Origin of the sequence: Lysobacter enzymogenes (genome assembly GCF_017168095.1) — a bacterium.
Taxonomy (GTDB): Bacteria; Pseudomonadota; Gammaproteobacteria; order Xanthomonadales; family Xanthomonadaceae; genus Lysobacter; species Lysobacter enzymogenes_D.
This window is the reverse complement of the sequence record NZ_LXSD01000298.1, coordinates 17,898-38,857: the sequence shown is the minus strand read 5'-3', so window position 1 is coordinate 38,857 and position 20,960 is coordinate 17,898. Positions and strand designations below refer to the sequence as shown.

Here is a 20,960-nt window from a genome sequence, read left to right as displayed (position 1 = left end):
GCGACGGGCGCGTTTTTTCGCTGGCATGGACGACAGGAAGATGAAACCGAAGATCGTGGTGTTCACCGGCGCCGGCGTCAGCGCCGAAAGCGGGCTCAAGACCTTCCGCGACATGGGCGGGCTGTGGCACGAGCACCGGCTCGAAGACGTGGCCTCGCCCGAGGGCTGGCGGCGCGACCCGGCCACCGTGCTGCGCTTCTACAACGAGCGCCGCCTGGGCGTGCTGGCGGCTAGCCCCAACGCCGCGCACGCGGCCATCGCCCGGCTCGAAGACAAGTACGAGGTGACCATCGTCACCCAGAACATCGACGACCTGCACGAACGCGCCGGCTCGACCCGGGTGCTGCACGTGCACGGCGAAATCCTCAAGGCGCGCAGCACGGCCGACGATTCGCGCATCTACCCGATGCGCGGCGCGCTGATCGAACTGGGCGAGCTGTGCGAACTGGGCAGCCAGCTGCGCCCGGACGTGGTCTGGTTCGGCGAGAACGTGCGCTTCCTGCGCGAAGCGGCGCGGCATTTCGCGCAGGCCGACAAGGTGCTGGCGATCGGCACCTCGCTGACGGTGTGGCCGGCCGCCGGGCTGGTCGATTACGCGCGCAACGGGATCGAGCGGGTGTTCGTCTCGCCGGACCAGCAAGACATCCCGGACCACTACCGCTTCCTGCGCGGGACCGCGGTGGAGAAGGTGCCGCCGCTGGTGGAACAGTGGCTGGCGCAGGCCTGAGCCTGCGGACGCGGGCGCGGCGGCGGATCGCCGCCGCGTTGCGGCGAAGGCGGCCGATCCGGCCCGCGCCGCGCACCTGAGGTATCGCCCACGAAACATACGCAAGCGTGTGGACAGTCCTCCGGCCCGCTCCTAGACTCGCCCCATGCGCCTGTCCCTGACTGCCGAACGCCGCATCGACGCGCCGCCCGAGGCGGTGTTCGCCTTGGCCCTGGACAGCGACCGCTTCCCCGCTTTGTTCCCCGGCTACGGCCCGATTCCGGCGCTCAAGCGCATCACACCGCTGGCGCCGCCGGCGGTCGGCGCGCTGCGCTCGCTGGAGAACAGCGACGGTTCCAAGCTGATGGAACGCATCACCGAACTCGAGCCGCCGCGCGTGCACGCCTACACCCTCAGCGGCCTGGGTCCGCCGCTGGCGTGGCTGACGCGCGAAGGCCATGCGCGCTGGGAGTTCGAAGCCGACCGCAGCGAAGGCGGCGACGCCACCCGGGTGATGTGGCGCTACGAATTCTTACTGACCTCGCCGCTGGCCTGGCCGCTGGCGGCGCCGCTGCTGCGCGGCTGCATGCGCGCGGCGATGGCGCGCTGCCTGGAACGCATGGCGCAGGCGCTGGAAGGCGCCTGGCGCGGGGAGCGGCGCTGATGGAAGAGTGGATCCTGCTGGCGCTGGCGCCGGTGTTCCTGGCCCTGATCGCGCTGGAAGCATGGTATTGGCGCAAGCGCCGGCCCGGCCAGTACAGCCTGCGCGACACCTTGTCGAACGCGGCGCTGGCGCTGATGCACCAGGCCAGCGACGCGCTCGCCTGGCTGATCGTGATCGGCCTGTATTACGCGGTCTACGCCCATCGCCTGTTCGACCTGCCGGCCTCGGCCTGGACCATCGCCGCGCTGTTCGTCGCCCAGGATTTCTTCTACTACTGGTTCCACCGCGCCAGCCACCGCATCCGCTGGCTGTGGGCCTCGCACGTCACCCATCACTCGTCGGAACGGCTGAACCTGTCGACCGCGTTCCGCCAGAGCCTGACCTATCCGATCTCGGGCATGTGGGTGTTCTGGCTGCCGCTGGCCTGGATCGGCTTCGAGCCCAAGCACATCGTCGCGGTGGTGGCGATCAACCTGGCGTTCCAGTTCTTCGTCCACACCGAGGCGGTGGGCAAGCTGGGCTGGCTGGAGCAGGTGTTCAACACGCCCTCGCACCACCGCGTCCACCATGCGCGCAATCCCGAGTACATCGACCGCAACTACGCCGGCGTGCTGATCGTCTGGGACAAACTGTTCGGCACCTACGTCGAGGAAGCCGACGACACACCGTGCGAGTACGGCATCGTCGGCCAGATCCGCAGCCACAACCCGATCCGGCTGACGTTCCACGAATGGATCGCGATGTTCGCCGACGCCTGGCGCGCACGCGGCCTGCGCGGCGCGCTGGGCCAGTTGTTCGGGCCGCCGGAGCGCTCGCTCGCGCATCTGGACCGGGCGCGCAGCGAGTAAACGCGAGCGGCGGCGCTGTTGTAGGAGGGGCTTCAGCCCCGATGCTCTTGGCTCAGGTCGCTGCGCTGCATCGGATCGAAAAGCGTCGGGCCTGAAGGCCCTCCCACAAAGGCCAAGGGCTCCCACATGGATCGAATCGCGGCTCAGTCGTGGGTTTGCCCCGACAACGGCGTCGCCCGCATCGAAGCGCGCCGCTCGAACGCGTCCTGCCAAGCCGACAGGCGCGGTCTGCCGGCGCGAAAATCGGGCAGTTCGCGAAATTCCAGCCAGCTCAACGCGGTGGCGACCGCGATATGGCCGACGTGCAGCGGCGCGTCGATATCGAGCTCGCGCTCCAGCCAGTCGTAGCTTTCCAGCAGCTTCTGCGTATAGCCCTCGCGCAAGGCTTCGTAGCGCAGCGCTTCGGGCCGGCGCACGGTTTCCCAGCGCACCTTGATGCCGCAGTCGGCCAGTCCCTGCGCCACCGCCTGCAGCCGCAGCGCGTGCCAGCGCGCTTCGCCCCGGGCGGGGATCAGCGACGGGCCGTCGTGCAAGGTATCGAGGTAGGCGCAGATCACGTCGGAATCGAAGATCGGCGCCAGCCCCGCGCGCAGCAGCACCGGCACCTTGCCGAGCGGGTTTTGCGCGTAGACCTGCTCGTTGCGCAGGGTCGGGCTGGTTTCGTGGTGGACGACCTCGATGCGCTCGCCGAGCCCGGCTTCCAGGGCGAACACCAGGGCCTTGCGGGCGAACGGCGAGTGGGTCTGGTACAGCAGGCGCATGCGGCGGCGCTCCGGGTGCGGGGCGCATCAGGCTAACGGCGAGGCCGCGCGCCTGCGCCGCGTTCGCGGCCGCGCTTGCGCGTTTTTCCGGCGCGAACGCGGCCCGCCGCGCCGGCGCGCACCTAGAATGGCGCCATGAAACTCGACCGCTTCGACCGCCAGTTGCTCAACCGGATCCAGCACGACGCCGACCAAACCGCCGAGCGCCTGGCCGAGCAGGTCGCGCTGTCGCCTTCGGCGATCCAGCGCCGGCTGCGGCGGCTGCGAGAAGCCGGGGTGATCGAGCGCCACGCCGCCGTGCTCGACCCCAGGCAGGTCGGCAAGCCGACGTTCTTCGTGGTCTCGCTGCAGGTCGAGCGCGAACGTCCGGAGCTGCTGGCGCAACTGCGCCGCTGGCTGGCCGAGTGCGAACAGATACAGCAGGCGTTCTACGTCACCGGCGAAGCCGACTTCGTCCTGGTGGCGACCGCGCCGGACACCGAAGCCTTCGACGCGCTGATGCTGCGGCTGGTGGCGGAGAATCCGAACGTGCGGCGCTTCACCACCAATGTCGCGCTGAGCCTGGTCAAGCGCGGGCTGGCGATACCGGTGGACGAGGACGATGCGGGCGATTGAGACGGCGAGGCGTTTTTGCGAAGCCTTGGCAGCGCCTCATTGCAGCAGCTCATTGCAGCGGCTCATTGTGGGAGGCCTTTGTGGGGGCTTTTGTGGGAGGCCTTTGTGGGAGGGCCTTCAGGCCCGATGCTGTTGTTTCCGAGGCAACGCAGCCACCTGATCCAAAGGCATCGGGCCTGAAGGCCCTCCCACAAGCGTACTGCCGCTAGCCGCGCTGGCGCCCCAGACACTCGACCAGGAACTCCACCGCCGCGCGCACGCCCGGCAACTGCCCGCGCCGATGCGGCATCACCAAGCTCGTGGTCACCGTCCCCGCATTCCACGACGGCAACAGCCGCTGCAAGCGCCCATCGCCGAGCTCGACCGCGCATAGCCGCTCAGGCAACACCGCGATGCCCAGCCCCGCGATCGCCGCCGCGGCCAGCACCCGGCCCTCGTTGGCGACCATGCGCGGCCGCGGCGACACCGCGACGCTGGCGCCGGCTTCGTCGCGCAAGGTCCACTCGGTATTCGCCGGCCCCGTCAGCAGCCCATCGTGCTCGGCCAGTTCCTGCGGCGCGCGCGGCGCGCCGCGTTCGGCCAGATACGCCGGCGCGGCCAGCACCACGATCGGCTCGACCGCGGCCACGCGCTGGATCAGCCCCGAATCCGGCAGCGGCGCGAAGTGGCTGCGCACGCCGATGTCGTAGCCCTCCTGGACCAGATCGACGAAGCGGTCGCTGACGTCGACTTCCACCTGCAGGCGCGGATACGCGCGCGCCAGCGCCGGCAGGTGCGGCGCCAGATGGTCCTGCGCGGTCGGCACGCCGCAGGTGATGCGGACCCGGCCGCTGGGCTCGGCCACGCGCCGGCGCACCGCGTTCTCGGCCGCCTCGGTTTCGATCAGCGCCGCGCGCGCGTGCTCGTGGAAATCGCGGCCGGTGTCGGTCAGCACGAAGCTGCGCGAGGTGCGGTGGATCAGGCGCACGCCGAGTTCGTCCTCGAGCGCGGCCACGCGCTTGCTGATCGTGGACTTGGGCACGCCGAGCCGGCGCGAGGCCGCGGCGAAGCCGCCGCTGTCCACGGCGGTGGCGAACAGGACCAGGTCGTTGAGGTTCAACATGCCGGCAAAGTACACATGCATGGACTTTGAGTCTACTTTTCGCCGACTACACGGCCAAAGTCCACGAACCTAGAGTGGCCACACCCGCCGCGAACACCGCGGCCCACTCAAGCGAAGGAACCCTCATGTCCCCGATCCTCTACTACGGCGTCCCCTCCGGCTGCTCGTTCGGCTCCATCGTCGCGCTGGAATGGTCCGGCCAGCCCTATCGGCTGGCGCGCGTGAACATGCCCGAAGACATGCAGACCGAACTGTTCGCCACGATCAACCCGGTGCGCGAAACCCCGGCCCTGCAGACCGCGCGCGGCGACCATCTGGCCGAAAGCATGGCCATCCTCAACCACATCGGCGCGCTGCCGGGCGCATTGCAGGCCGGGATCTCGTTCGAGCAGGGCACGCGCGAATTCGACGAACTCAACCGCATGCTGGCCTTCCTCAACACCACCTTCTTCGGCTCGTTCTCGTCGCTGTGGTGGCTGCTGGAGCACGAATCCGATGAAGACACGAAGCGCGCGCTGACCGAATACGGCCGCATCCGCGTGGTGCGCGCGCACCAGGAGCTCGAACGCATGCTCGGCGACAAGCCCTGGCTGCTCGGCGAACATCGCACCCTGGCCGACGCCTACTTCATCGGCATCGCGCGCTGGACCAAGTACCACAACGTGGTCGACCGCCGCGATTTCCCGAACCTGCAGCGCCTGTTCGACCGGCTCGAAGCCGACCCGGCGGTGGTCTTCGCCCACGCCATCGAGCAGCAGCGGCCGGCGACCAGCACCGGGCGATTCGAAGGCGAAATCGGCATCGCCGAATCGGTAGCGTTCGCGCGCGCGGCCTGAGCGCGGCTGCGCATCGGCCGGCGCCCAAAGGAAGAATCCCCCGGCGCGGACGCCGGGGGACTCGTTCGTAGCGTTAGCGGCCGGACTGCGCGACGCTCAGCCCTGCGCTTCCACCGCGACCTCGGCCCGCACCAGCGGCCGGCGCTTGCGCGGGCGGCTGGGGAAGGCGTGGCGCAGGATCCGCCAGCTGACTTCGGCGAACTGCCCCGGCAATGAGCCGCGGTCGTAATGCTGGCCGTAGCGCTCGCAGATATCGCGCACTTCCACCGCCATCGCGGCGTAACGCCAGGCCGGGATGTCGGGATAGAAATGGTGTTCGATCTGGTGGCTGAGGTTGCCAGTCATCAGATCCATGGCCTTGCCGCCGGTCAGGTTGGCCGAACCGCGCAGCTGGCGCAGGTACCAATGGCCGCGCGATTCATTGCGCACCGATTCCTTCGGGAACACTTCCACGTCGTGGGTGAAGTGGCCGCAGAAGATCACCACATAGGTCCACACGTTGCGGATGCCGTTGGCGACCAGGTTGCCGAGCAGCACCGGCAGGAAGAACGGGCCGGCCAACGCGGGGAACAGCACGTAGTCCTTGAGCAGCTGCTTGCCCATCTTGCGCCCCACCGGCGCGAACTTGCGCCACATCTGCCGATGCGTGGTCTTGCCCGCGAGCCAGCGGCCCACGCGCAGTTCCTGGATCGCCACGCCCCACTGGAACAACAGCGCGAACACCACCGCGATCGGCGGCTGCAGCAGATAGAACGGGCGCCAGCGCTGCTCCGGGAAGATCCGCAGCAGGCCGTAGCCGATGTCGTCGTCCATGCCGCGCACGTTGGTCCAGGTGTGGTGCTGGTAGTTGTGCGTCTTGCGCCAGTTGTCGCCGGTGGCGACGATGTCCCATTCGTAGGTGCGGCCGTCCAGATGCGGGTCGCGCATCCAGTCGTACTGGCCGTGCATCACGTTGTGGCCGACTTCCATGTTCTCCATGATCTTCGACGCCGCCAGCAGCAGCGCGCCGAGCACGCAGGCCGGCCACAGCAGCCACGACACGAACGCGCCGCCGATCGCGCCGACGTACAGCAGCAGGCGCCCGGCGAAGCCGGTCCAGCGCACCGCCGCGACCACGCGGCGGATGTAGCGCGCGTCGACCTCGCCCACCTGGGCCAGGGTGCGCGCGCGCAGCGCGTCGAGTTCTTCGCCGAAGCGGTCCAGTTCCTGCGCGCTCAGCGCGCGGTTGCGTTGCTTGCTCATGCGGTGGGCTTCAGAAGGAGTCAGCGTCAAAGATCGAGAACGAGGTCGCCGGCCGGCGCGCTCACGCACAGGCGCAGCGCGGACGCCGGCTCGGCGTGCACCTGGCCGGTGTGCAGATGGCGGGTGGCGCCGGCGGACTTGCCGCAGGCGCAGGTGTTGCACAGGCCCATGCGGCAGCCCGACGGCAGTTGCAGGCCCTGCGCCTCCAGCGCGGTCAGCAGCGATTCGCCGCGCGGCAGCTGGAAGCTGCGGCCGCTGCGCGCCAGCACGACTTCGGCGTAGCCGTCCTCGCTGTCGCCGCGCGGCGGCGGGGTGAAGGCTTCGCTGGCGAACGAGCGCGCCGCGCCGTCGGCCAGCGCGCGCGCGCTGTCGACGAAGCCGCCCGGGCCGCAGGCGAACACCGCGCGTTCGCCCAGGTCGCCGGCGTGGCGCGCGAGCAGATCGGCGTCGATGCGGCCGGCGTCTTCGTCGCCGGCGCGCGGTTCCTGCCGGGTCAGCAGGAAGCGCACGCGGAAGTTCGGGTGCTGCGCCGCCAGCGCGCGCAGTTCGTCGACGAAGCACAGCTCCTCGCGGCGACGCGCCCAGTACAGCAAGGTCAGCGGCTGCGCCATGCCCTGCGCGGCCTGCGCGCGCACCATCGCCATCAGCGGGGTGATGCCGCTGCCGGCGGCGAGGAACAGGCGCGAGCCGTCGGCGCGTTCGGGCAGGGTCATCTCGCCGAACGCCGGGCCGAGTTCGAGCACTTCGCCGATGCGCGCGCGCCGATGCAGATAGCCGCTGAGCTTGCCGCCCTCGATCGCCTTGACCGTGATTTCGATGCGGCCGTCCGCGCGCGGCGCGTCGGACAGGCTGTAGCTGCGCGTCACCAGGGCGCCGTCGATGCGCGCGCCGATGAGCAGATGCTGGCCGGCGACGGCGCCGCGCCAGTGCCGGTTCGGCGCCAGCAGCAGGGTCACCGCGTCGGCCGAGGCCTCGCTGCGGCCGACGATGCGCGCCAGCGGGCGCTCCCAGGACCAGGTCGGATGGAACCGGGAGGCCCAGAAATCAAAGACTTGCGGCGAAACGAAGGGCGAAACCAGCCGGCGCAGGCGGCTGCGCGGGCGGGCGGAGGCGGGGCGGACGGCAGCGTTCATGGGGCCACTATACAGATATCCGCACAGATGTGTGCACACCCGTATATTAATTCAGCAACGGGAGTATCATGTGCGCTGCCCGTCTTCGCGCCGCCGCCCCGTGACCCAACGCCTGACCACCGACATCGACGTCGACAGCCACCCGGGCCGCAAGGCGACGATCTCGCGCGAGGACATCATCTACGCCGCGCTCAAACTGGTCGGCCCGCACCGCAGCGTGTCTACGCTGAGCCTGCGCGAGGTCGCGCGCGAAGCCGGCATCGCCCCCAACAGCTTCTACCGCCAGTTCCGCGACACCGACGAACTGGCGGTGGCGCTGATCGACCTGGCCGGCCAGTCGCTGCGCAAGATCGTCGGCGAAGCGCGCCACCGGCTGGCCACGCGGCGCAGCATCGTGCGCAGCTCCATCGAGGCTTTCATGGAACAGTTGCGGTCCGATGACCGCCTGTTGCACGTGCTGTTGCGCGAAGGCACGGTCGGCTCGGACGCGTTCAAGCGCGCGGTCGACCGCGAGCTGTCGTTCTTCGAAGAAGAGCTGCGCGTGGACCTGATCCGCCTGGCCGCCGTGGACGACGTCGAACTGTACGAACCGGCCCTGGTCGCGCGCTCGATCACCCGCCTGGTGTTCGCGATGGGCGCCACCGCGATGGACATGCCGCGCGAGAAGGATCCCGAGCTGATCGAACAGATGAGCGCGATGGTGCGCATGATCCTGGCGGGGTCGCGGGCGATGGCGGAGCGCAGCAAGGCGACGCGCGGGCGCAGGGCGCGCTGAGTACGCCCTGGGCGTCCTCACGACATCCAGCGTCTTTCCAATACTTCTACTGCAGGCGGCGCAACCCGCACCCGCCAGCCATCCGCGTCCAGTGGGCCGCGGGTATGGTCGATGCGGTAGAACGGCGCTTGCGGAAACGCCGCGAAGTTCGACATGCCGATCTCATAGGGCGCCTGCGCGCCACGCGGCGACAGATAGTCGCAGAAGCGTTTGAACGACAGCGCCTGACGCGGCTCGATCCCATCCCAATCCATCCACCACGCGCGCCGCAACGGCAGCGACAGCACAGACACCTCTAACGCATCCGCTGCGACAGCCTCGTGCTGGGAGATCCAGACGCCGCGCCGCAGCTGCACGGGCGAACGGCGGCGCCACTCGTCCTGCAAAAACTCCAGCAAACACGATTGCTCGCGTTGAGCGGAACCTTCGCTCACGCTCATCCCCTGCCCGGCTCGTACATCGCCGAATACTTCAATATCCGCTCCAGCACCGCCACCGGATCGGCCGGCACGCCCGACAGGTTCACGTTGAGCGCCGCGAATCCCAGCCGCTGATTGAGCGCGACCAAGCGTCGCTGCCGCGGCGGCAGCTTGCTCAACCAGTGCTCGGGATCGCGCAACTGCAGGCAGACGAACGCGTGACCGCGCGTCGACAGCAACTGCGCGCCGGCGATGTCGCGCCACGGGATCGTGCCGACGCCGAGGGTGCGGTCGTACAGGCCTTCGTGGTCGAGGATCAAGCGCGGCCGCCGGTCGATCAGCTCGAACGCGAACAGCACCGCGCCGGCGCCGAAGAACACGATCGAGGCGCCGCCGATCAGGTAAGCCTCCAGACCCGGCTTGCGCAGCACGATCGCGGCGCCCAGGGCCACGAACGCCGAAGACAGCAGCAACAACCACGCATATCGGCCGCGCGCGTTCGCGATCACCCACCTGTCCGCCTGCATCCCTGCGCTCCTCGTGCGCTCGAATCCGCGGCCGCGCCGCCGGGCGAACTGTAGCTCGGACGGCTGGCCAGCCAATACTTAGCCGGACGGGAAAGAGTTCTTGCAATCGCCGCGGGGACGAGGCAATACTTAGCCGAACAGGAAACTTTCACCCTCTCCGCGAGCCCGCCATGTCCCTGCATCTGTACTCGCACCCCCTGGCCTCGTTCTGCCACAAGGTGCTGATCGCGCTGTACGAGAACGGCACGCCGTTCCAGGCCCACCTGGTCGATCTGGGCGATCCCGGCGGCAAGGCCGATTTCCTCGAGCTGTGGCCGGTCGGCAAGATGCCGGTGCTGCGCGACGAAGCGCGCGCACGCACGGTGCCGGAGACCTCGATCATCATCGAGTACCTGCAACAACACTATCCCGGCCCGCGCGCGCTGCTGCCGGCCGATGCCGACGCGCGCCTGGAGGTGCGCCTGTGGGACCGCTTCTTCGATCTGTACGTGCAGACGCCGATGCAGCGCATCGTGCTGGAGGAACTGCGCGGCCCCAATGAGAAAGACCCGCGCGGCGTCGCCGATGCGCGCGCCACCCTCACCACCGCCTACGCCATGATCGAACGCCAGGCGCTGCACGAATGGATCTGCGGCGACGCGTTCACCCTGGCCGATTGCGCGGCCGCGCCGGCGCTGTTCTACGCCGCCATCGTCGCGCCGTTCGCGCCCGAACACGCGCGCCTGCGCAGCTATTACGAACGCCTGATGGACCGCGCCTCGGTGCGCCGCACCCTGGCCGAGGCGCGGCCCTACTTCCCGATGTACCCGTTCCACGCGGCGATCCCCGCGCGCTTCCTGCAGGACTGACGCCATGCCGCCGCGCACCGGACGCCGCAGCGAAGACCCCGCGCGCCTGGACCGCTTGTTCCAGGCGCTCGCCGACGCCAGCCGCCGCAGCATGATCGACCGTCTCAGCGCCGGCCCGGCCTCGGTGTCGGAACTGGCTCAACCGCTGGCGATGGCGCTGCCGTCGGTGGTCAAGCATCTGGCCGTGCTCGAATCCGGCGGCATAGTGCTTTCGGAAAAACGCGGCCGCGTGCGCACCTACCGCATCGCGCCGGACGCGCTGGCCCTGGTGGAAACCTGGCTCGCGCAGCGCAAGGCCCGCTACCAGATGCAGTTCGACGCGCTCGAACGCTATCTGGCCAGCCAACCCGACGACGAGGACGAAGCATGAGCGAGCGCAGCGTGCAGCACGGCGAATTCACCATCGAACGCCGGTTCGCGGCCAGCCCGCGGAAGCTGTTCCGCGCCTGGGCCGACCCTCAGGCCAAGCGCGCCTGGAGTACGTGCCAGGACGGCATGGAGGTGATCGAACACCGCATGGACTTCCGCTGCGGCGGCGAGGAGGTCATCGTCAATCGCGGGCCGGGCGGGTTGATCCACCGCTTTCATGGCCATTACTTCGACATCGTCGAGAACCAGCGCATCGTGTACGGCTTCTCGATGGACGTCGGCGACGACCGGCTGACCGCGTCGCTGGCGACGGTGCAGTTCCACGCCGACGGCGACGGGGCGCGCATGGTGTTCACTGAGCAACTGGCGTTCTTCGACGGCTTGCAGACGCTCGAGGACCGGCGCGAGGGGACGCAGGTATTGTTCGAGAACATCGCCCTGTATCTGCACGAAGCGCCGCCGCACTGATCGACGCGGCCTCGATGCCGACGGTAGCAGCTGCGCGAGCTGCGACCGTGGGGTAGCCGGTTGCGCGGTAAGCGCGATGTCGCGGTCGCAGCTTGCGCAGCTCCTACCGTCGGACCTCGCGGCTCCGTTTCGGCCGAAATAGAACCGCACCGCGAGCCGGCGCCGTCCACAGGGAGAACGGCGGCGGCCGCGGTGCGGCGGTAACGCGGATTCGGCGTCGCGTGAACGATCAGCGCATGCGGGCGATGCCGCGCCAGGTGTTGCCGCCGCCGCTCATCGCACCGTCCGGTTAGCCGCACCAGGCGTTCTGGTTGAACCAATCCTCATCGTGCTGATGCACCCAGCCGTTGCCGAGCGACCACGGCTTGACGAACGCCGCCGGCGCGTGCGCGCCGCAGGCGAAGCTTGCTCCTGTCCGATTCCTTGGATGAATGAAAAACGGCCGGGACGCTCCTGCAGCCCGGACTGCCCGCCGAACGACACGCAGCGCACGTCCGCCCCGCGAGCTCCACACTACTCAGGCGCACGCACCGCGGCGAGGACGATTGCGGGAACGAATCGGGGCGAAACGGGAAGCGCTCGCGCGCGCAGCGGCGAACTGCGAACGCCATCGCGAAGCGCGCCGCACGTCCGTGCGCGAGCGCACGGCGCGCCAATCACGATGCAGGTCGCGCTTCTGCGATGCGCTTCCCAGTCAGTCATGCGACTGCAATCAAGCCGTCCGACAGTGGCCGCTCCCCCGAACCACCGACGAGCCCCGTCCCATGCGCGCTTCCACGCATCGTACCGCCCTGCCCGCTTACACCATTCTGGGCGCCGCCCTGTCCACCGTGCTGATCGCGCTGCCCGCGCTGGCCGCGCCCAGGCAGGCCGCGCGCAAGGCGCCGCCGCGCGAAGAGAGCGCGCAGCGCTGGTTCGAGGAAGGCGCCAAAACCGCGCGCGACGGCGCCAACCTGCGCCCGCTGCCGTTCAAGGCCAAGAACGTGATCCTGTTCGTCGGCGACGGCATGGGCATCTCCACCGTCGCCGCCGCGCGCATCCGCGAAGGCCAGCTCAAGGGCGGCAGCGGCGAGGAGAACTTCCTCTCGTTCGAAAAGCTGCCCTACGTGAGTCTGTCCAAGACCTACTCGGTCGACGGCCAGACCCCGGACTCGGCGCCGACCATGACCGCGATGGTCACCGGCATCAAGACCAACCAGGGCGTGCTCAGCGTCACCCAGAAGGCCAAGTACGGCGACTGCGCGTCCGCGCGCGGCCAGGGCGTGGTCACCATGCTGGAACTGTCCGAGGCACTGGGCCTGGCCACCGGCATCGTCAGCACCGCGCGCATCACCCACGCCACCCCGGCGGCGACCTATGCGCATACGCCCAACCGCGACTGGGAAAGCGACGCCGAACTCAGCGCCGAAGCCAAGGCCAACGGCTGCAAGGACATCGCCCGCCAGCTGATCGAATTCCCCTACGGCGACGGCCTGGAAGTCGCGCTCGGCGGCGGCCGCAGCTATTTCCTGCCCAACACCGTGAGCGACCCGGAAGACGCCGGCGCCGCCGGCCGGCGCAAGGACGGCCGCAACCTGCCGCAGGAATGGAGCAAGCGCGCCGGCGCCAGCTACGTCTGGAACAAGGCCCAGTTCGACGCCATCGACCCGCGCCGCACCCGCCACCTGCTCGGCCTGTTCGAACGCTCGCACATGGAATACGAACAGGACCGCCCGAACGACACCGGCAAGGAACCGAGCCTGGCCGAGATGACCGCCAAGGCCATCGACGTGCTCGACAACAACAGCCGCAAGGGCTACTTCCTGATGGTCGAAGGCGGCCGCGTCGACCACGCCCACCACGCCGGCAACGCCAGCCGCGCGCTGACCGACGCCATCGCCCTGTCCGACGCCGTGCGCACCGCGCTGAAGAAGACCGACGAGCGCGACACCCTGATCATCGTCACCGCCGACCACAGCCACACCTTCACCGTCGCCGGCTACCCGGACCGAGGCAACGACATCCTCGGCAAGGTCGTCACCAACGGCCAGCTCGCCCTGGACAAGAACGGCAAGCCCTACACCACGCTGGGCTACGTCAACGGCCCCGGCTACCGCGGCCCGAACGCGCGCCCGGACCTGAGCAACGTCGACACCGCGCACCCGGACTACCTGCAGGAAGCGACCGTGCCGCTGGGCGACGAGACCCACGCCGCCGAAGACGTCGGCATCTACGCCCGCGGCCCCGGCGCGCACGCGTTCCAGGGCGTGGTCGAGCAGAACACGATCTTCCACGTGATGGCGCAGTCGCAGCGCAACACCAGCGCCTTCCTGTGCGCGCTGTTCGGCTACTGCGGCAACGGCAACTGGAGCCACGGCCGCGGCGCCCTGGCCGCGCCGCTGATGGAAGAGGACCTGCGCGAAGGCATGGCGCGCAATCAGGCCAAGCTGTGATCGCTGCGGCCGTGATGGGTTCTGGATCGAAGCGACCTGCCGCCGGCGTGCGGCGGGTCGGGATGGGTAGCGTCCTCGCGCTCGCTTTCGTGTTCGCACTCGCCGGCCCCGCTTGGGCCGGCGACGCGGCCACGGCGAACGCCGCGCCTGCCGCCGGCGTCGCGGACGCCGTGATCGCCCCCGCCGCCGCGCCGGACGCGCAGGCCTTGGTCGCGCACTACACCGTGCGCGACGCCCGCGGCGAACGCACGCTGACCCTGGTGCGCACCGCCGATCGCATCGAATACCGCCAACCCGGCGAACCGGTCGAACTGTGGCGGCAGACGCCCGACGGCATCGCCCGGCTGGAGCTGTTCGCCGCGGAAAAACGCAGTGTGGCCTGGGCTCCGGGCGACCTGCGCACCACCGGCCGCATGCCGCAGTGGGAACAGCTGGCTAGCCCGATCAATCCGCGGTTGCGCGAGACGCTCCGACGCGATGGTTCGGCCAAGGTGTTGGGCTTGAGCGCGGAGCGCTATCGCGGCGAAAGCGCGGAAGGGCGAGCGATCGCGCTGGAATGGCTGTCTGGCGAAGGCCTGCCGGCGTACTACCGCACGGGCCCGGCGAAACCGAAGAAGGGCGACGCCGGATTCTACGAACTGAAGCTGGTCAAGCTCGAACGCGTCGGCGCGCAAACCGCATTTACCGCCACCGGCGATTATCGAGAGACTGACTACGCCGACCTCGGCGACATGGAACTCGACCCGTTCGCCGCCGCCTACATCAAGCGCAACGGCCACGCGCATTGACGCGGAAGGGAGTTCGCTCCCGATGCCCTCCGCTCAGCTGCAGGCCCACGTCACGGGCGACGCCGAGGCGCCGCCCGTGACGACTTGCATGAAACCGGCGAACTACTGCTCCTTCATGCAGATCACATGGATCGTCCCCATGCTGATCGCAGTCGGCACGCCATACGGACTTACGTAGCGGACCGTCCACCCCTGCCGGCCATCGGGCGCGTAGGTGATCGGCGCGCTCTTGATGATCTTCAGCTCGAAGATCTCGTTGGTGTCGTAACCGCCGCCGGTGGCGATCTCGCCAGGCAGGCAGTAGACCCAGGCATCGCGGGTGTGGGGCTCCTGCGGATAACCGTAGATCCAGTAGGTCCGCACCTCGCGAACCAGGGCGGCCTGCGCCATCGCGCAAAACCCGAACGCAGCCAGGCCCACGGCCAGGACGCTTAGCTTCTTGCCGATCATGTACTTCCTCCTTGAATAACGATGAGCGCCGCCAGCCGAAGCGCCATGCGCTTCCACTGCGCGGGCCATTCATCATGGCATGGGCGGGACATCGATCAGGCGAGCGTTATCTGCGTTCGGTCACAAATGGCAACCGCGCGGCATCGCCCGCAAGCCGTCACCCGCCGGCGCGCAGCGCGGTCTGCTCGTCGAGCCTGCAGAAATAGACCTGGGTATCGTACTTGCGGCCCTCGCGCACGAAGGCCGCGAACTCGGCCGGGGAGAAATCCCTGGAGCCGAGGAAGTCGCGCAGCTTGATGACCGCATAGTCCACGGTTTCGTCGGCCATCGACAAACGCACCGCAGCATCGGACTTGACCATCGCATCCTGCGCCGAGCGCGCCAGCACGATGCGGGCCGGAGCCGCCGATGCCTCAAGCAGGCGTGTCGCATGCAGCTCTTCGCTGGTCTCGTCCTGTTCGCTCGTCGCCAATGCATTCAACGCGCAGAGCATGGTTTCGGCGCCGGCCATGTCGAACCACACGGTCAGCTCGTCGGCGCTATGCGGTCCGAAGCGATAGACGATCATGGCGCTGGCGTCCCTCGCATCAATGCGGCTGCGCGAAGTCGCGCCTGCCCGCCGCGACGCCGTGAGGAGCGAAGCCCGGTCATGGAACGCGTGCGCACTCCGTCAATGCTCCGCCGCGCATGGGCCAGGTCCAAACCGACCATTATGGCTCCCATACGAACGAGGTTTCGGACCGATAACCCACCGACGCTTCCAGGTCGCGCAAATCGACCGCACGCTTGAACGCCTCGAAGTGCGAGACCGCAGCGCGAAGCTGGGCCGTGGTAAACCGTTGCGGCGCACCGAACTCCAGCGACCACTCGGGCACATACTCCTTGGAAATCGTCAGCGAGCCCGGCGCGGCCTCGGGCGGGCACACCCACACCAGTACATCATTGAAGCCGAAATCGGCCAATTGCGGATGCTCGCGGACATAGCTTCCCGATTGCACCCGATCGAGCAAGCCGAACACCTCCTCGATCGTGTCGTGCGCCATTCCGACCAGGTCTAACAACGTACCGGTCACGGCATCGCAGGCGCTCTTCGGGCCATCGGTCGCATACAGCCGCCAAGACGGGCAACCGGACGACAGGCGGATCACATCTGCAACCAGTTTCATCTGGGCTCCATCGTCGTCTGTACGTATCTGCGCGGCCGTCTACTGCGATTGCGTTGCGCATTGTCGCCGACGCTTACGTGCCCATCAAACTCGCATCGCCGGAGCCTTCTGTGGTTCCTGAGCCTGATCCGCCTGCGCCAACGCAGGCGCCGAAGCCTGCAGCTCATCGAGCTTGCGCAGCGACGCTTCAGCCGGAACTTGCGCCGCGGCCTGACCGGCCACGTCGACCCGATGACTGGCCGGATCGCGCAGATCCCCCACCACGGCGAAAACGTGGCGTCCGGAACCATCGGCCGCCGGATTGCCGACCACGATATGGTCGGGACGCTCGATGCCTTGCTTACGGCATTCGACCGCCAAACCGGCGGCGATGCGGTCCAGATCCGTCTCCGGCGGCACGGCCCCGTGACTGGCAAACGCCTGCGGCAGCCGTTCGCGGATCGATTGCACCAACGGATCGTTGGAGATCGACGGCGGCGCCACGGAAAACACCGGCTCCAACGGCCGGCGCCTTTCCGCAGCGTCCTCGATTTGCTGAGGCGTCGGCGGCGCGCAGGGGCGATCATCGGAGCCCATACCGAAGGGATGCGGCATTGGGGCATACGGCAATCCCTGTGCGGGGATGCCTCCCAACGCCGGATCGAACGGGCCCGGTGTTCGCGCAGGCACCGCTTGCAGCATCTCGCGGCTGATATCACCGGTTTGCGGCAGGCACTGCTCGCGTTGGTAGTCCAACACGGCGCGTTGCATGTTCAATCGATAGACGCCGTCGGCCGTCAATGCCTGCCCGTCCGCGCCTATGTAGCCAAGTCCGTTCAGATGTTCCTGCAAATCCCGTATGCGTGTGCTGGATTCGCCCAATCTCAGCATGCCGTCATCCATGACGGGACGAGGCCGGACGCCTGCGCGATGCTCCGGCTCCAACTTGAATCGCCCCTCGGTCAGGTCGGCGACATAGTTCTCGAACTGCCGGTAATAACGGGTGTCCATCTCGAGGTGGACATGCTTGCCTTTGGTCGCCACATCGTCTTGCTGACCCAGCGTCTGTCCATAGACGACCTGTTTCCCCTCCAGGTCGGGAATCTTGCTCATATGCCGCAAGCGGGCGATCAGATCGCCGTCCTTTCGGTCGTAAATATCGACCAGACCTTCGCCCCGGCTGATTCTCTGTACATAGCCGTCCACCGGCGCGGGCACGTCCACATCGCGGCCGCCACCTCGGGGCTTGGTGGAGTCTTCCAGGAGGAAATCTTTCTTCAGCAAAACCTGATCGGGCTTCAACCCACCGAAATCCCTGCCGCCCCGGGCCATTTCGATTTCCTGGATTTCCCCGCCGATAACGGCGTGCAATCGCCCCGATTGGCCGTCCACCACCAACCCATCCCGCAACTTCGCATGCCGGTTGTCGCCCGGATGATGCGTGGCCAGTCCGTCGAAGTCCGCTACCGGTTCGTTGATCTGCAACCCCGCGCGTCCCCGCGGCGGGCCCAGTTGCTCAACCCTGTAGGGCGTACCGTCTTTGTCGTCCATGACCGACTCCTTCTGCCTTTGATCTGTCGCGTAGCCCTACTTCATCGGCGCCTCGAACTCGCGCTGGCTGCGGCACTCATCAGGCCACTTGCACTCCACGATCGCTTCGCGCTCCCAGCGCTGGGCGAAACGCCAGCAGCCGGAGATCAGTTCGTAGGTATCGATATCTCCTTCGTCGTACTCGACCTCATAGCGGACACCGGACACGCGCCGAATGCGGAAGTCGGCAAGCGCCGCGTAGGAAACGTCCGTCTCGTCCGCTTGAATGCTGGTCCACCGCTGGCCCGCCTTTAGCTTCTTGCCCGACCAGATGAACCGGTCGCTGGCCGCGTCGTAGCGGTACTTGACCCGCGCAGCGCCGGGCTCGTCGTCCACCACCCACTTCGGATGCGCCGGGTCGCCGGGTTGGGTGTTGTGCTTCCAGTAGTACGGATACTTGTGGCGGACGGGATGCGACGAGAAGGCGTCCTGCAGATCCGCACTGTTCGCGAAGGCCTTGAGGAAGGTGTCGAATTGCTGGGAAGGGCAGGCGGGTTCGGGCTGAGCGCTCTCGCTTACCGATGCCTTCGGTGTATATGCCTTCCTGTCCTGAGACGCCGCCGCGGCAACAGGAGTCGCCTGCGCAGGCGAACTCACTTCGTTGTCGCAGGCCAGCAGCGACACCAACACGCTCGCCATCATCGCGGCCCGAAAAAACCGGTTGGTTACACCGTAAACCAGACGCCCCTGAGCAAAGCCCATGCGCTTTCTCCTATCACGCTGACGGCCACATTAGGCTGCCCAGTCCCGCACGGGAAGTTCCAGTTCGTTGCCGCGGGAGCGCTGCTCACCTTTAGTGTGGCTGGTGGAGACATAAAGGGTGAACTCGCGTGCTCAATGCACGCCGCCTCTATGCCAAGTCCGCCCCCCCCCCAACTCAAGAGAGATCTTCATCATCGGATGCAACGATCCCGGAAGCCGCCACTGACTCCGTATGCGTTGGAGCGCGGCAGCCAGACTCCCGTAGGCCTTTTCTGTCCTCCGAAGCGCCACGCTTTAATTCGCGAGAGTCTTTTTCGCTCTTCGATAAGCTAATTCGTGACTCGCCAGAGGCTTTTTTGCTCTCCCGTGAGCAAGTTTCGGACTCGAACGAGCCAATTTGGCGTACGCGTGAAGCTTTTCGGGGGCTCGTGTCAGCTAATTAGGCTTACACATGGAGCTTTTTAGAACTCGCGCAGAGCTTTTTTGGAATCGCGGATTGAAAAAATACTTAAAACTTGCACGCCCCCCCCGTGGAGCGCGCCTGGGATCATCCAATGGCGAGTTGGCGCGGACGGGCGCCAAGGCTGCACGAGAGGATCGGCGAGCAACGCGCGAAGGCTCCCTAACCTCCGACGTGCTCACCCGCGCCGTCAACTCCACCTCAAGTTCGCGTTGATCGCTCTCGGGCAGCACGCTCAAAACGAAGACCACTCAACTACATCGCTGTTGTCGGCTTAGAGGCGGCTTAGAAGTAGGCGAGAGTAAATCCCCTAGCAGGCCGGCCCATATACGAGACGACCTGTAGGCTTGACGGAATTTGAACTCATACGGACCTGCCGAAGAGCAAGGGCTTTCTCATCTCGAATCCATGCAATAGTTGAATAGTGCCACGCCAACGCACGGTTTCCAGCAGTCCATATGGACTTTTCACTTCGACCTTAATGCTCGACCTCTTCGTTAGTCATCCGAGCTTCTGCGTCGCTTGGAACAGATGTCCACTTGCTCTGAAACGAGGTCAAATCCAACACAGGAGCAGATCGAAGTCGCTCATGTGCGTCGGCCTTTGAAAGATCAACTTCATTCATCCTTCCTTGCAGCTTACGCAGGTGCGCATAGCAACCAATGTCTATCGCAAATGCCTGGAAGGATCCGGAATGCGACTTATGAGTGAGAGCGGTCCCGGCGTTATGAACAATCCGATAGTCAAGCAGCCGATAAATCAAGCTCCTGAACTGATCATCTTGTTGGAGCACACGCTCTGCAATCAGAAAGCAGCTAGTTTTCTTCTCAAGGCAGAATTCTCGCAACACGTAAATCCCCTTTATAAGGGGCTCATGATCGCCCGTTTGAGAGTCATGTTTGAGTTCCTCAATACGGCGCTCAAAATTAGACCGACTCAAAACGCGCACGTCATCTTTACCGATACGCCCATCACCATTGGCTTGCGCATCACGAAGTGCTTCTAGAAAAAGAGACAACGTATCTCGCGGCACTCCGCCGCCAGCCATGACTAAGCGCGAGAAGCCCTCCCCTTTAAATAGAGTAGGGACTGCGTTAGCACCAAGCCCTGCCAAACGGCAGAACTCAGTGAGAATTCTTTTGTTTTGACCTTGCGTCTTTTGAAAATCGCTTAATGTATAGTCAATATTGATCGGCTGATAGTCATGGCGCTCTTGGGCGCCAATAGGCTGTCCATCACGATCAACATATAGAATTGATGCATGCTTCAAGGTAGCCACTTTGAAATATAGCGGCACATCCTTACAGAGCCTATGTATGTAATCGACGACAAAAGGCTGATCTTCACGGCGAAGATGATAAAAATCGTCAACCTGGATTAAAACTGTTTCCACGGAAGAGGACAACGCAAAGAACTCAGCGATTTGCTTTTTTAGTGAAGGAAGCCAGTTATCTAAGTCCCGAAGTTTGTCGCTCCGCGTCTTGAATGTTCTTTCGATCTCTTTCTTCTTCGTTTCTTCTTGCTTAGCCCCCAACTTGAAACCCGCCCCGCCAGGAGCCATCACCTCGACATCAGCCCCGCCTGACCTCCCGCTTCCGTTCGCTTCGACTTCGCGAACCTGCTGCTCTGACACATCTTCCTTCTGCCGCAATGAAGCAAGATCCTGACGAATTTTTTGAATCAATAATTTGGATTTTTTCTTCTTTCCAAACCATCCCCAAAGATGCGCTTCCAACTCACCGAATAACGCATCAAGTATCTCTATCAGCACATTAGGAAAGGAATGCCTTTTGAAGTCCTCGCAGTTCAGATAAATGGCTTTATTGCCGTCACCCAACATGCCTGCGGATGAATGCAGCAATAGAGACTTGCCACACCCTCGCCTCGCGAAAACAACGTGATTCTGTCTACTGATCGCATCTACCAGCGCAGTTCCGCCATCAATGTACTTAACTCGATCCGCCCCGCCTCGTTGTACGCGAAGATTTTCCTGAATTAGTACACGAAGCTTATTCAGCTCCTTCTCTTTACTCGCCATTGCCCCCCCTCCTTTGACAAGCCCAAAGACAACTGCTCCATA

25 protein-coding genes and 1 pseudogene are annotated in these 20,960 nt (G+C 66.1%); 12 read left to right on the top strand and 14 right to left on the bottom strand.

Going from position 1 to position 20,960, the window contains the following annotated elements; all coding sequences use genetic code 11:
- The first annotated feature begins 40 nt into the window (after positions 1 to 40).
- The 4 genes and pseudogenes from A7A76_RS09825 to A7A76_RS26445 all read left to right on the top strand — a co-directional run.
- Complete coding sequence (locus tag A7A76_RS09825) at positions 41 to 727, top strand: SIR2 family NAD-dependent protein deacylase (protein WP_206411041.1); 687 nt, start codon at positions 41 to 43, stop codon at positions 725 to 727.
- Positions 728 to 872: 145 nt separating this feature from the next.
- Entirely contained in the window at positions 873 to 1,370 is a 498-nt protein-coding gene (locus A7A76_RS09820; protein WP_206411040.1) for an SRPBCC family protein, read from the top strand.
- Positions 1,370 to 2,218 carry a sterol desaturase family protein gene (locus A7A76_RS09815; RefSeq protein ID WP_206411039.1) on the top strand — a complete coding sequence of 283 codons (849 nt, stop codon included), beginning with the start codon at positions 1,370 to 1,372 and terminating at the stop codon, positions 2,216 to 2,218. The genes A7A76_RS09820 and A7A76_RS09815 overlap by 1 nt, the downstream gene beginning before the upstream one ends.
- A 60-nt stretch (positions 2,219 to 2,278) precedes the next feature.
- Positions 2,279 to 2,338: pseudogene (locus A7A76_RS26445) on the top strand (DUF6053 domain-containing protein); the annotation flags it as partial.
- Between the two features lie 23 nt (positions 2,339 to 2,361).
- On the opposite strand, the gene A7A76_RS09810 reads toward A7A76_RS26445, so the two are convergent.
- Positions 2,362 to 2,979: a glutathione S-transferase gene (locus A7A76_RS09810; protein WP_206411038.1), complete on the bottom strand. Its 618-nt coding sequence runs from the start codon at positions 2,977 to 2,979 to the stop codon at positions 2,362 to 2,364.
- 135 nt (positions 2,980 to 3,114) lie between these two features.
- On the opposite strand from A7A76_RS09810, the gene A7A76_RS09805 reads away from it, so the two are divergent.
- Positions 3,115 to 3,594: an Lrp/AsnC family transcriptional regulator gene (locus tag A7A76_RS09805; RefSeq protein WP_206411037.1), complete on the top strand. Its 480-nt coding sequence runs from the start codon at positions 3,115 to 3,117 to the stop codon at positions 3,592 to 3,594.
- A gap of 62 nt (positions 3,595 to 3,656) precedes the next feature.
- On the opposite strand, the gene A7A76_RS26440 is transcribed toward A7A76_RS09805, so the two are convergent.
- The 3 genes from A7A76_RS26440 to A7A76_RS09800 are packed head-to-tail and all read right to left on the bottom strand — an operon-like array spanning position 3,657 to position 4,717.
- A complete protein-coding gene (locus A7A76_RS26440; protein WP_428995119.1) occupies positions 3,657 to 3,746 on the bottom strand; it encodes a DUF6053 domain-containing protein in 90 nt (29 codons plus the stop codon).
- Positions 3,712 to 3,786, bottom strand: a complete 75-nt coding sequence (locus A7A76_RS26435; protein WP_428995118.1) for a DUF6053 domain-containing protein — start codon at positions 3,784 to 3,786, stop codon at positions 3,712 to 3,714. Before A7A76_RS26435 ends, A7A76_RS26440 begins: the two co-directional genes overlap by 35 nt.
- Before the next feature lie 13 nt (positions 3,787 to 3,799).
- Positions 3,800 to 4,717, bottom strand: coding sequence for a LysR substrate-binding domain-containing protein (locus A7A76_RS09800; protein WP_206411036.1), 918 nt, complete (start codon positions 4,715 to 4,717; stop codon positions 3,800 to 3,802).
- A 104-nt stretch (positions 4,718 to 4,821) separates the two neighbouring features.
- Here A7A76_RS09800 and A7A76_RS09795 point away from each other — a divergent pair, with 104 nt between their 5' ends.
- Positions 4,822 to 5,532: a glutathione S-transferase family protein gene (locus A7A76_RS09795; RefSeq protein WP_206411035.1), complete on the top strand. Its 711-nt coding sequence runs from the start codon at positions 4,822 to 4,824 to the stop codon at positions 5,530 to 5,532.
- Between the two features lie 96 nt (positions 5,533 to 5,628).
- Here the strand turns inward: A7A76_RS09795 and A7A76_RS09790 are convergent, their stop codons facing one another.
- On the bottom strand, positions 5,629 to 6,774 hold the full coding sequence (locus A7A76_RS09790; RefSeq protein ID WP_206411034.1) for a fatty acid desaturase family protein: 1,146 nt from the start codon (positions 6,772 to 6,774) through the stop codon (positions 5,629 to 5,631).
- A 26-nt stretch (positions 6,775 to 6,800) separates the two neighbouring features.
- Positions 6,801 to 7,907: a ferredoxin reductase gene (locus A7A76_RS09785; protein ID WP_206411033.1), complete on the bottom strand. Its 1,107-nt coding sequence runs from the start codon at positions 7,905 to 7,907 to the stop codon at positions 6,801 to 6,803.
- Between the two features lie 112 nt (positions 7,908 to 8,019).
- On the opposite strand from A7A76_RS09785, the gene fabR reads away from it, so the two are divergent.
- Entirely contained in the window at positions 8,020 to 8,682 is a 663-nt protein-coding gene (fabR, locus tag A7A76_RS09780) for an HTH-type transcriptional repressor FabR (protein WP_241200845.1), read from the top strand.
- Positions 8,683 to 8,699: 17 nt separating this feature from the next.
- Here fabR and A7A76_RS09775 read toward each other — a convergent pair whose 3' ends face one another.
- Together A7A76_RS09775 and A7A76_RS09770 are read right to left on the bottom strand one after the other, a co-directional pair.
- Entirely contained in the window at positions 8,700 to 9,122 is a 423-nt protein-coding gene (locus A7A76_RS09775) for a hypothetical protein (protein ID WP_206411031.1), read from the bottom strand.
- The gene (locus A7A76_RS09770) at positions 9,119 to 9,628 is read right to left on the bottom strand and encodes an STM3941 family protein (protein ID WP_206411030.1); all 510 of its coding nucleotides are present in this window, start codon (positions 9,626 to 9,628) and stop codon (positions 9,119 to 9,121) included. Before A7A76_RS09770 ends, A7A76_RS09775 begins: the two co-directional genes overlap by 4 nt.
- A 170-nt stretch (positions 9,629 to 9,798) precedes the next feature.
- On the opposite strand from A7A76_RS09770, the gene A7A76_RS09765 reads away from it, so the two are divergent.
- From A7A76_RS09765 to A7A76_RS09745, 5 genes are all read left to right on the top strand, one after another.
- Positions 9,799 to 10,476, top strand: coding sequence for a glutathione S-transferase family protein (locus tag A7A76_RS09765; protein ID WP_206411029.1), 678 nt, complete (start codon positions 9,799 to 9,801; stop codon positions 10,474 to 10,476).
- A gap of 4 nt (positions 10,477 to 10,480) precedes the next feature.
- Positions 10,481 to 10,846, top strand: coding sequence for an ArsR/SmtB family transcription factor (locus tag A7A76_RS09760; protein WP_206411028.1), 366 nt, complete (start codon positions 10,481 to 10,483; stop codon positions 10,844 to 10,846).
- Positions 10,843 to 11,313 (top strand): SRPBCC family protein, encoded by a 471-nt coding sequence (locus A7A76_RS09755; protein WP_206411027.1) that lies wholly within the window; start codon positions 10,843 to 10,845, stop codon positions 11,311 to 11,313. Before A7A76_RS09760 ends, A7A76_RS09755 begins: the two co-directional genes overlap by 4 nt.
- Positions 11,314 to 12,077: 764 nt before the next feature.
- Positions 12,078 to 13,745, top strand: a complete 1,668-nt coding sequence (locus tag A7A76_RS09750) for an alkaline phosphatase (RefSeq protein WP_206411026.1) — start codon at positions 12,078 to 12,080, stop codon at positions 13,743 to 13,745.
- On the top strand, positions 13,742 to 14,533 hold the full coding sequence (locus A7A76_RS09745) for a hypothetical protein (RefSeq protein WP_206411025.1): 792 nt from the start codon (positions 13,742 to 13,744) through the stop codon (positions 14,531 to 14,533). Before A7A76_RS09750 ends, A7A76_RS09745 begins: the two co-directional genes overlap by 4 nt.
- Positions 14,534 to 14,635: 102 nt before the next feature.
- Here A7A76_RS09745 and A7A76_RS09740 read toward each other — a convergent pair whose 3' ends face one another.
- From A7A76_RS09740 to A7A76_RS09715, 6 genes are all read right to left on the bottom strand, one after another.
- Positions 14,636 to 14,983, bottom strand: a complete 348-nt coding sequence (locus A7A76_RS09740; RefSeq protein WP_206411024.1) for a hypothetical protein — start codon at positions 14,981 to 14,983, stop codon at positions 14,636 to 14,638.
- Between the two features lie 157 nt (positions 14,984 to 15,140).
- Positions 15,141 to 15,551 (bottom strand): hypothetical protein, encoded by a 411-nt coding sequence (locus A7A76_RS09735; RefSeq protein WP_206411023.1) that lies wholly within the window; start codon positions 15,549 to 15,551, stop codon positions 15,141 to 15,143.
- Positions 15,552 to 15,693: 142 nt separating this feature from the next.
- Positions 15,694 to 16,149, bottom strand: a complete 456-nt coding sequence (locus A7A76_RS09730; protein ID WP_206411022.1) for a hypothetical protein — start codon at positions 16,147 to 16,149, stop codon at positions 15,694 to 15,696.
- Positions 16,150 to 16,233: 84 nt separating this feature from the next.
- A complete protein-coding gene (locus A7A76_RS09725; protein ID WP_206411021.1) occupies positions 16,234 to 17,679 on the bottom strand; it encodes a peptidoglycan-binding domain-containing protein in 1,446 nt (481 codons plus the stop codon).
- Between the two features lie 36 nt (positions 17,680 to 17,715).
- The gene (locus tag A7A76_RS09720; RefSeq protein ID WP_206411020.1) at positions 17,716 to 18,420 is read right to left on the bottom strand and encodes a hypothetical protein; all 705 of its coding nucleotides are present in this window, start codon (positions 18,418 to 18,420) and stop codon (positions 17,716 to 17,718) included.
- A gap of 938 nt (positions 18,421 to 19,358) precedes the next feature.
- Positions 19,359 to 20,918 (bottom strand): hypothetical protein, encoded by a 1,560-nt coding sequence (locus tag A7A76_RS09715; RefSeq protein WP_206411019.1) that lies wholly within the window; start codon positions 20,916 to 20,918, stop codon positions 19,359 to 19,361.
- Positions 20,919 to 20,960: the final 42 nt, after the last annotated feature.

Excerpts from the sequence above, each read along its gene's own strand:
- A7A76_RS09730 (WP_206411022.1), bottom strand. The coding sequence starts at position 16,149 with ATGAAACTGGTTGCAGATGTGATCCGCCTGTCGTCCGGTTGCCCGTCT.
- A7A76_RS09735 (WP_206411023.1), bottom strand. The coding sequence starts at position 15,551 with ATGATCGTCTATCGCTTCGGACCGCATAGCGCCGACGAGCTGACCGTG.
- A7A76_RS09775 (WP_206411031.1), bottom strand. The coding sequence starts at position 9,122 with ATGAGCGTGAGCGAAGGTTCCGCTCAACGCGAGCAATCGTGTTTGCTG.
- A7A76_RS09725 (WP_206411021.1), bottom strand. The coding sequence starts at position 17,679 with ATGGACGACAAAGACGGTACGCCCTACAGGGTTGAGCAACTGGGCCCG.
- A7A76_RS09795 (WP_206411035.1), top strand. The coding sequence starts at position 4,822 with ATGTCCCCGATCCTCTACTACGGCGTCCCCTCCGGCTGCTCGTTCGGC.
- A7A76_RS09785 (WP_206411033.1), bottom strand. The coding sequence starts at position 7,907 with ATGAACGCTGCCGTCCGCCCCGCCTCCGCCCGCCCGCGCAGCCGCCTG.
- A7A76_RS09825 (WP_206411041.1), top strand. The coding sequence starts at position 41 with ATGAAACCGAAGATCGTGGTGTTCACCGGCGCCGGCGTCAGCGCCGAA.
- A7A76_RS09815 (WP_206411039.1), top strand. The coding sequence starts at position 1,370 with ATGGAAGAGTGGATCCTGCTGGCGCTGGCGCCGGTGTTCCTGGCCCTG.
- A7A76_RS09770 (WP_206411030.1), bottom strand. The coding sequence starts at position 9,628 with ATGCAGGCGGACAGGTGGGTGATCGCGAACGCGCGCGGCCGATATGCG.
- A7A76_RS09810 (WP_206411038.1), bottom strand. The coding sequence starts at position 2,979 with ATGCGCCTGCTGTACCAGACCCACTCGCCGTTCGCCCGCAAGGCCCTG.
- A7A76_RS09755 (WP_206411027.1), top strand. The coding sequence starts at position 10,843 with ATGAGCGAGCGCAGCGTGCAGCACGGCGAATTCACCATCGAACGCCGG.
- A7A76_RS09805 (WP_206411037.1), top strand. The coding sequence starts at position 3,115 with ATGAAACTCGACCGCTTCGACCGCCAGTTGCTCAACCGGATCCAGCAC.
- A7A76_RS09750 (WP_206411026.1), top strand. The coding sequence starts at position 12,078 with ATGCGCGCTTCCACGCATCGTACCGCCCTGCCCGCTTACACCATTCTG.
- A7A76_RS09820 (WP_206411040.1), top strand. The coding sequence starts at position 873 with ATGCGCCTGTCCCTGACTGCCGAACGCCGCATCGACGCGCCGCCCGAG.
- A7A76_RS09740 (WP_206411024.1), bottom strand. The coding sequence starts at position 14,983 with ATGATCGGCAAGAAGCTAAGCGTCCTGGCCGTGGGCCTGGCTGCGTTC.
- A7A76_RS09715 (WP_206411019.1), bottom strand. The coding sequence starts at position 20,918 with ATGGCGAGTAAAGAGAAGGAGCTGAATAAGCTTCGTGTACTAATTCAG.
- A7A76_RS09720 (WP_206411020.1), bottom strand. The coding sequence starts at position 18,420 with ATGGGCTTTGCTCAGGGGCGTCTGGTTTACGGTGTAACCAACCGGTTT.
- A7A76_RS09760 (WP_206411028.1), top strand. The coding sequence starts at position 10,481 with ATGCCGCCGCGCACCGGACGCCGCAGCGAAGACCCCGCGCGCCTGGAC.
- A7A76_RS09800 (WP_206411036.1), bottom strand. The coding sequence starts at position 4,717 with ATGCATGTGTACTTTGCCGGCATGTTGAACCTCAACGACCTGGTCCTG.
- A7A76_RS09790 (WP_206411034.1), bottom strand. The coding sequence starts at position 6,774 with ATGAGCAAGCAACGCAACCGCGCGCTGAGCGCGCAGGAACTGGACCGC.
- A7A76_RS09765 (WP_206411029.1), top strand. The coding sequence starts at position 9,799 with ATGTCCCTGCATCTGTACTCGCACCCCCTGGCCTCGTTCTGCCACAAG.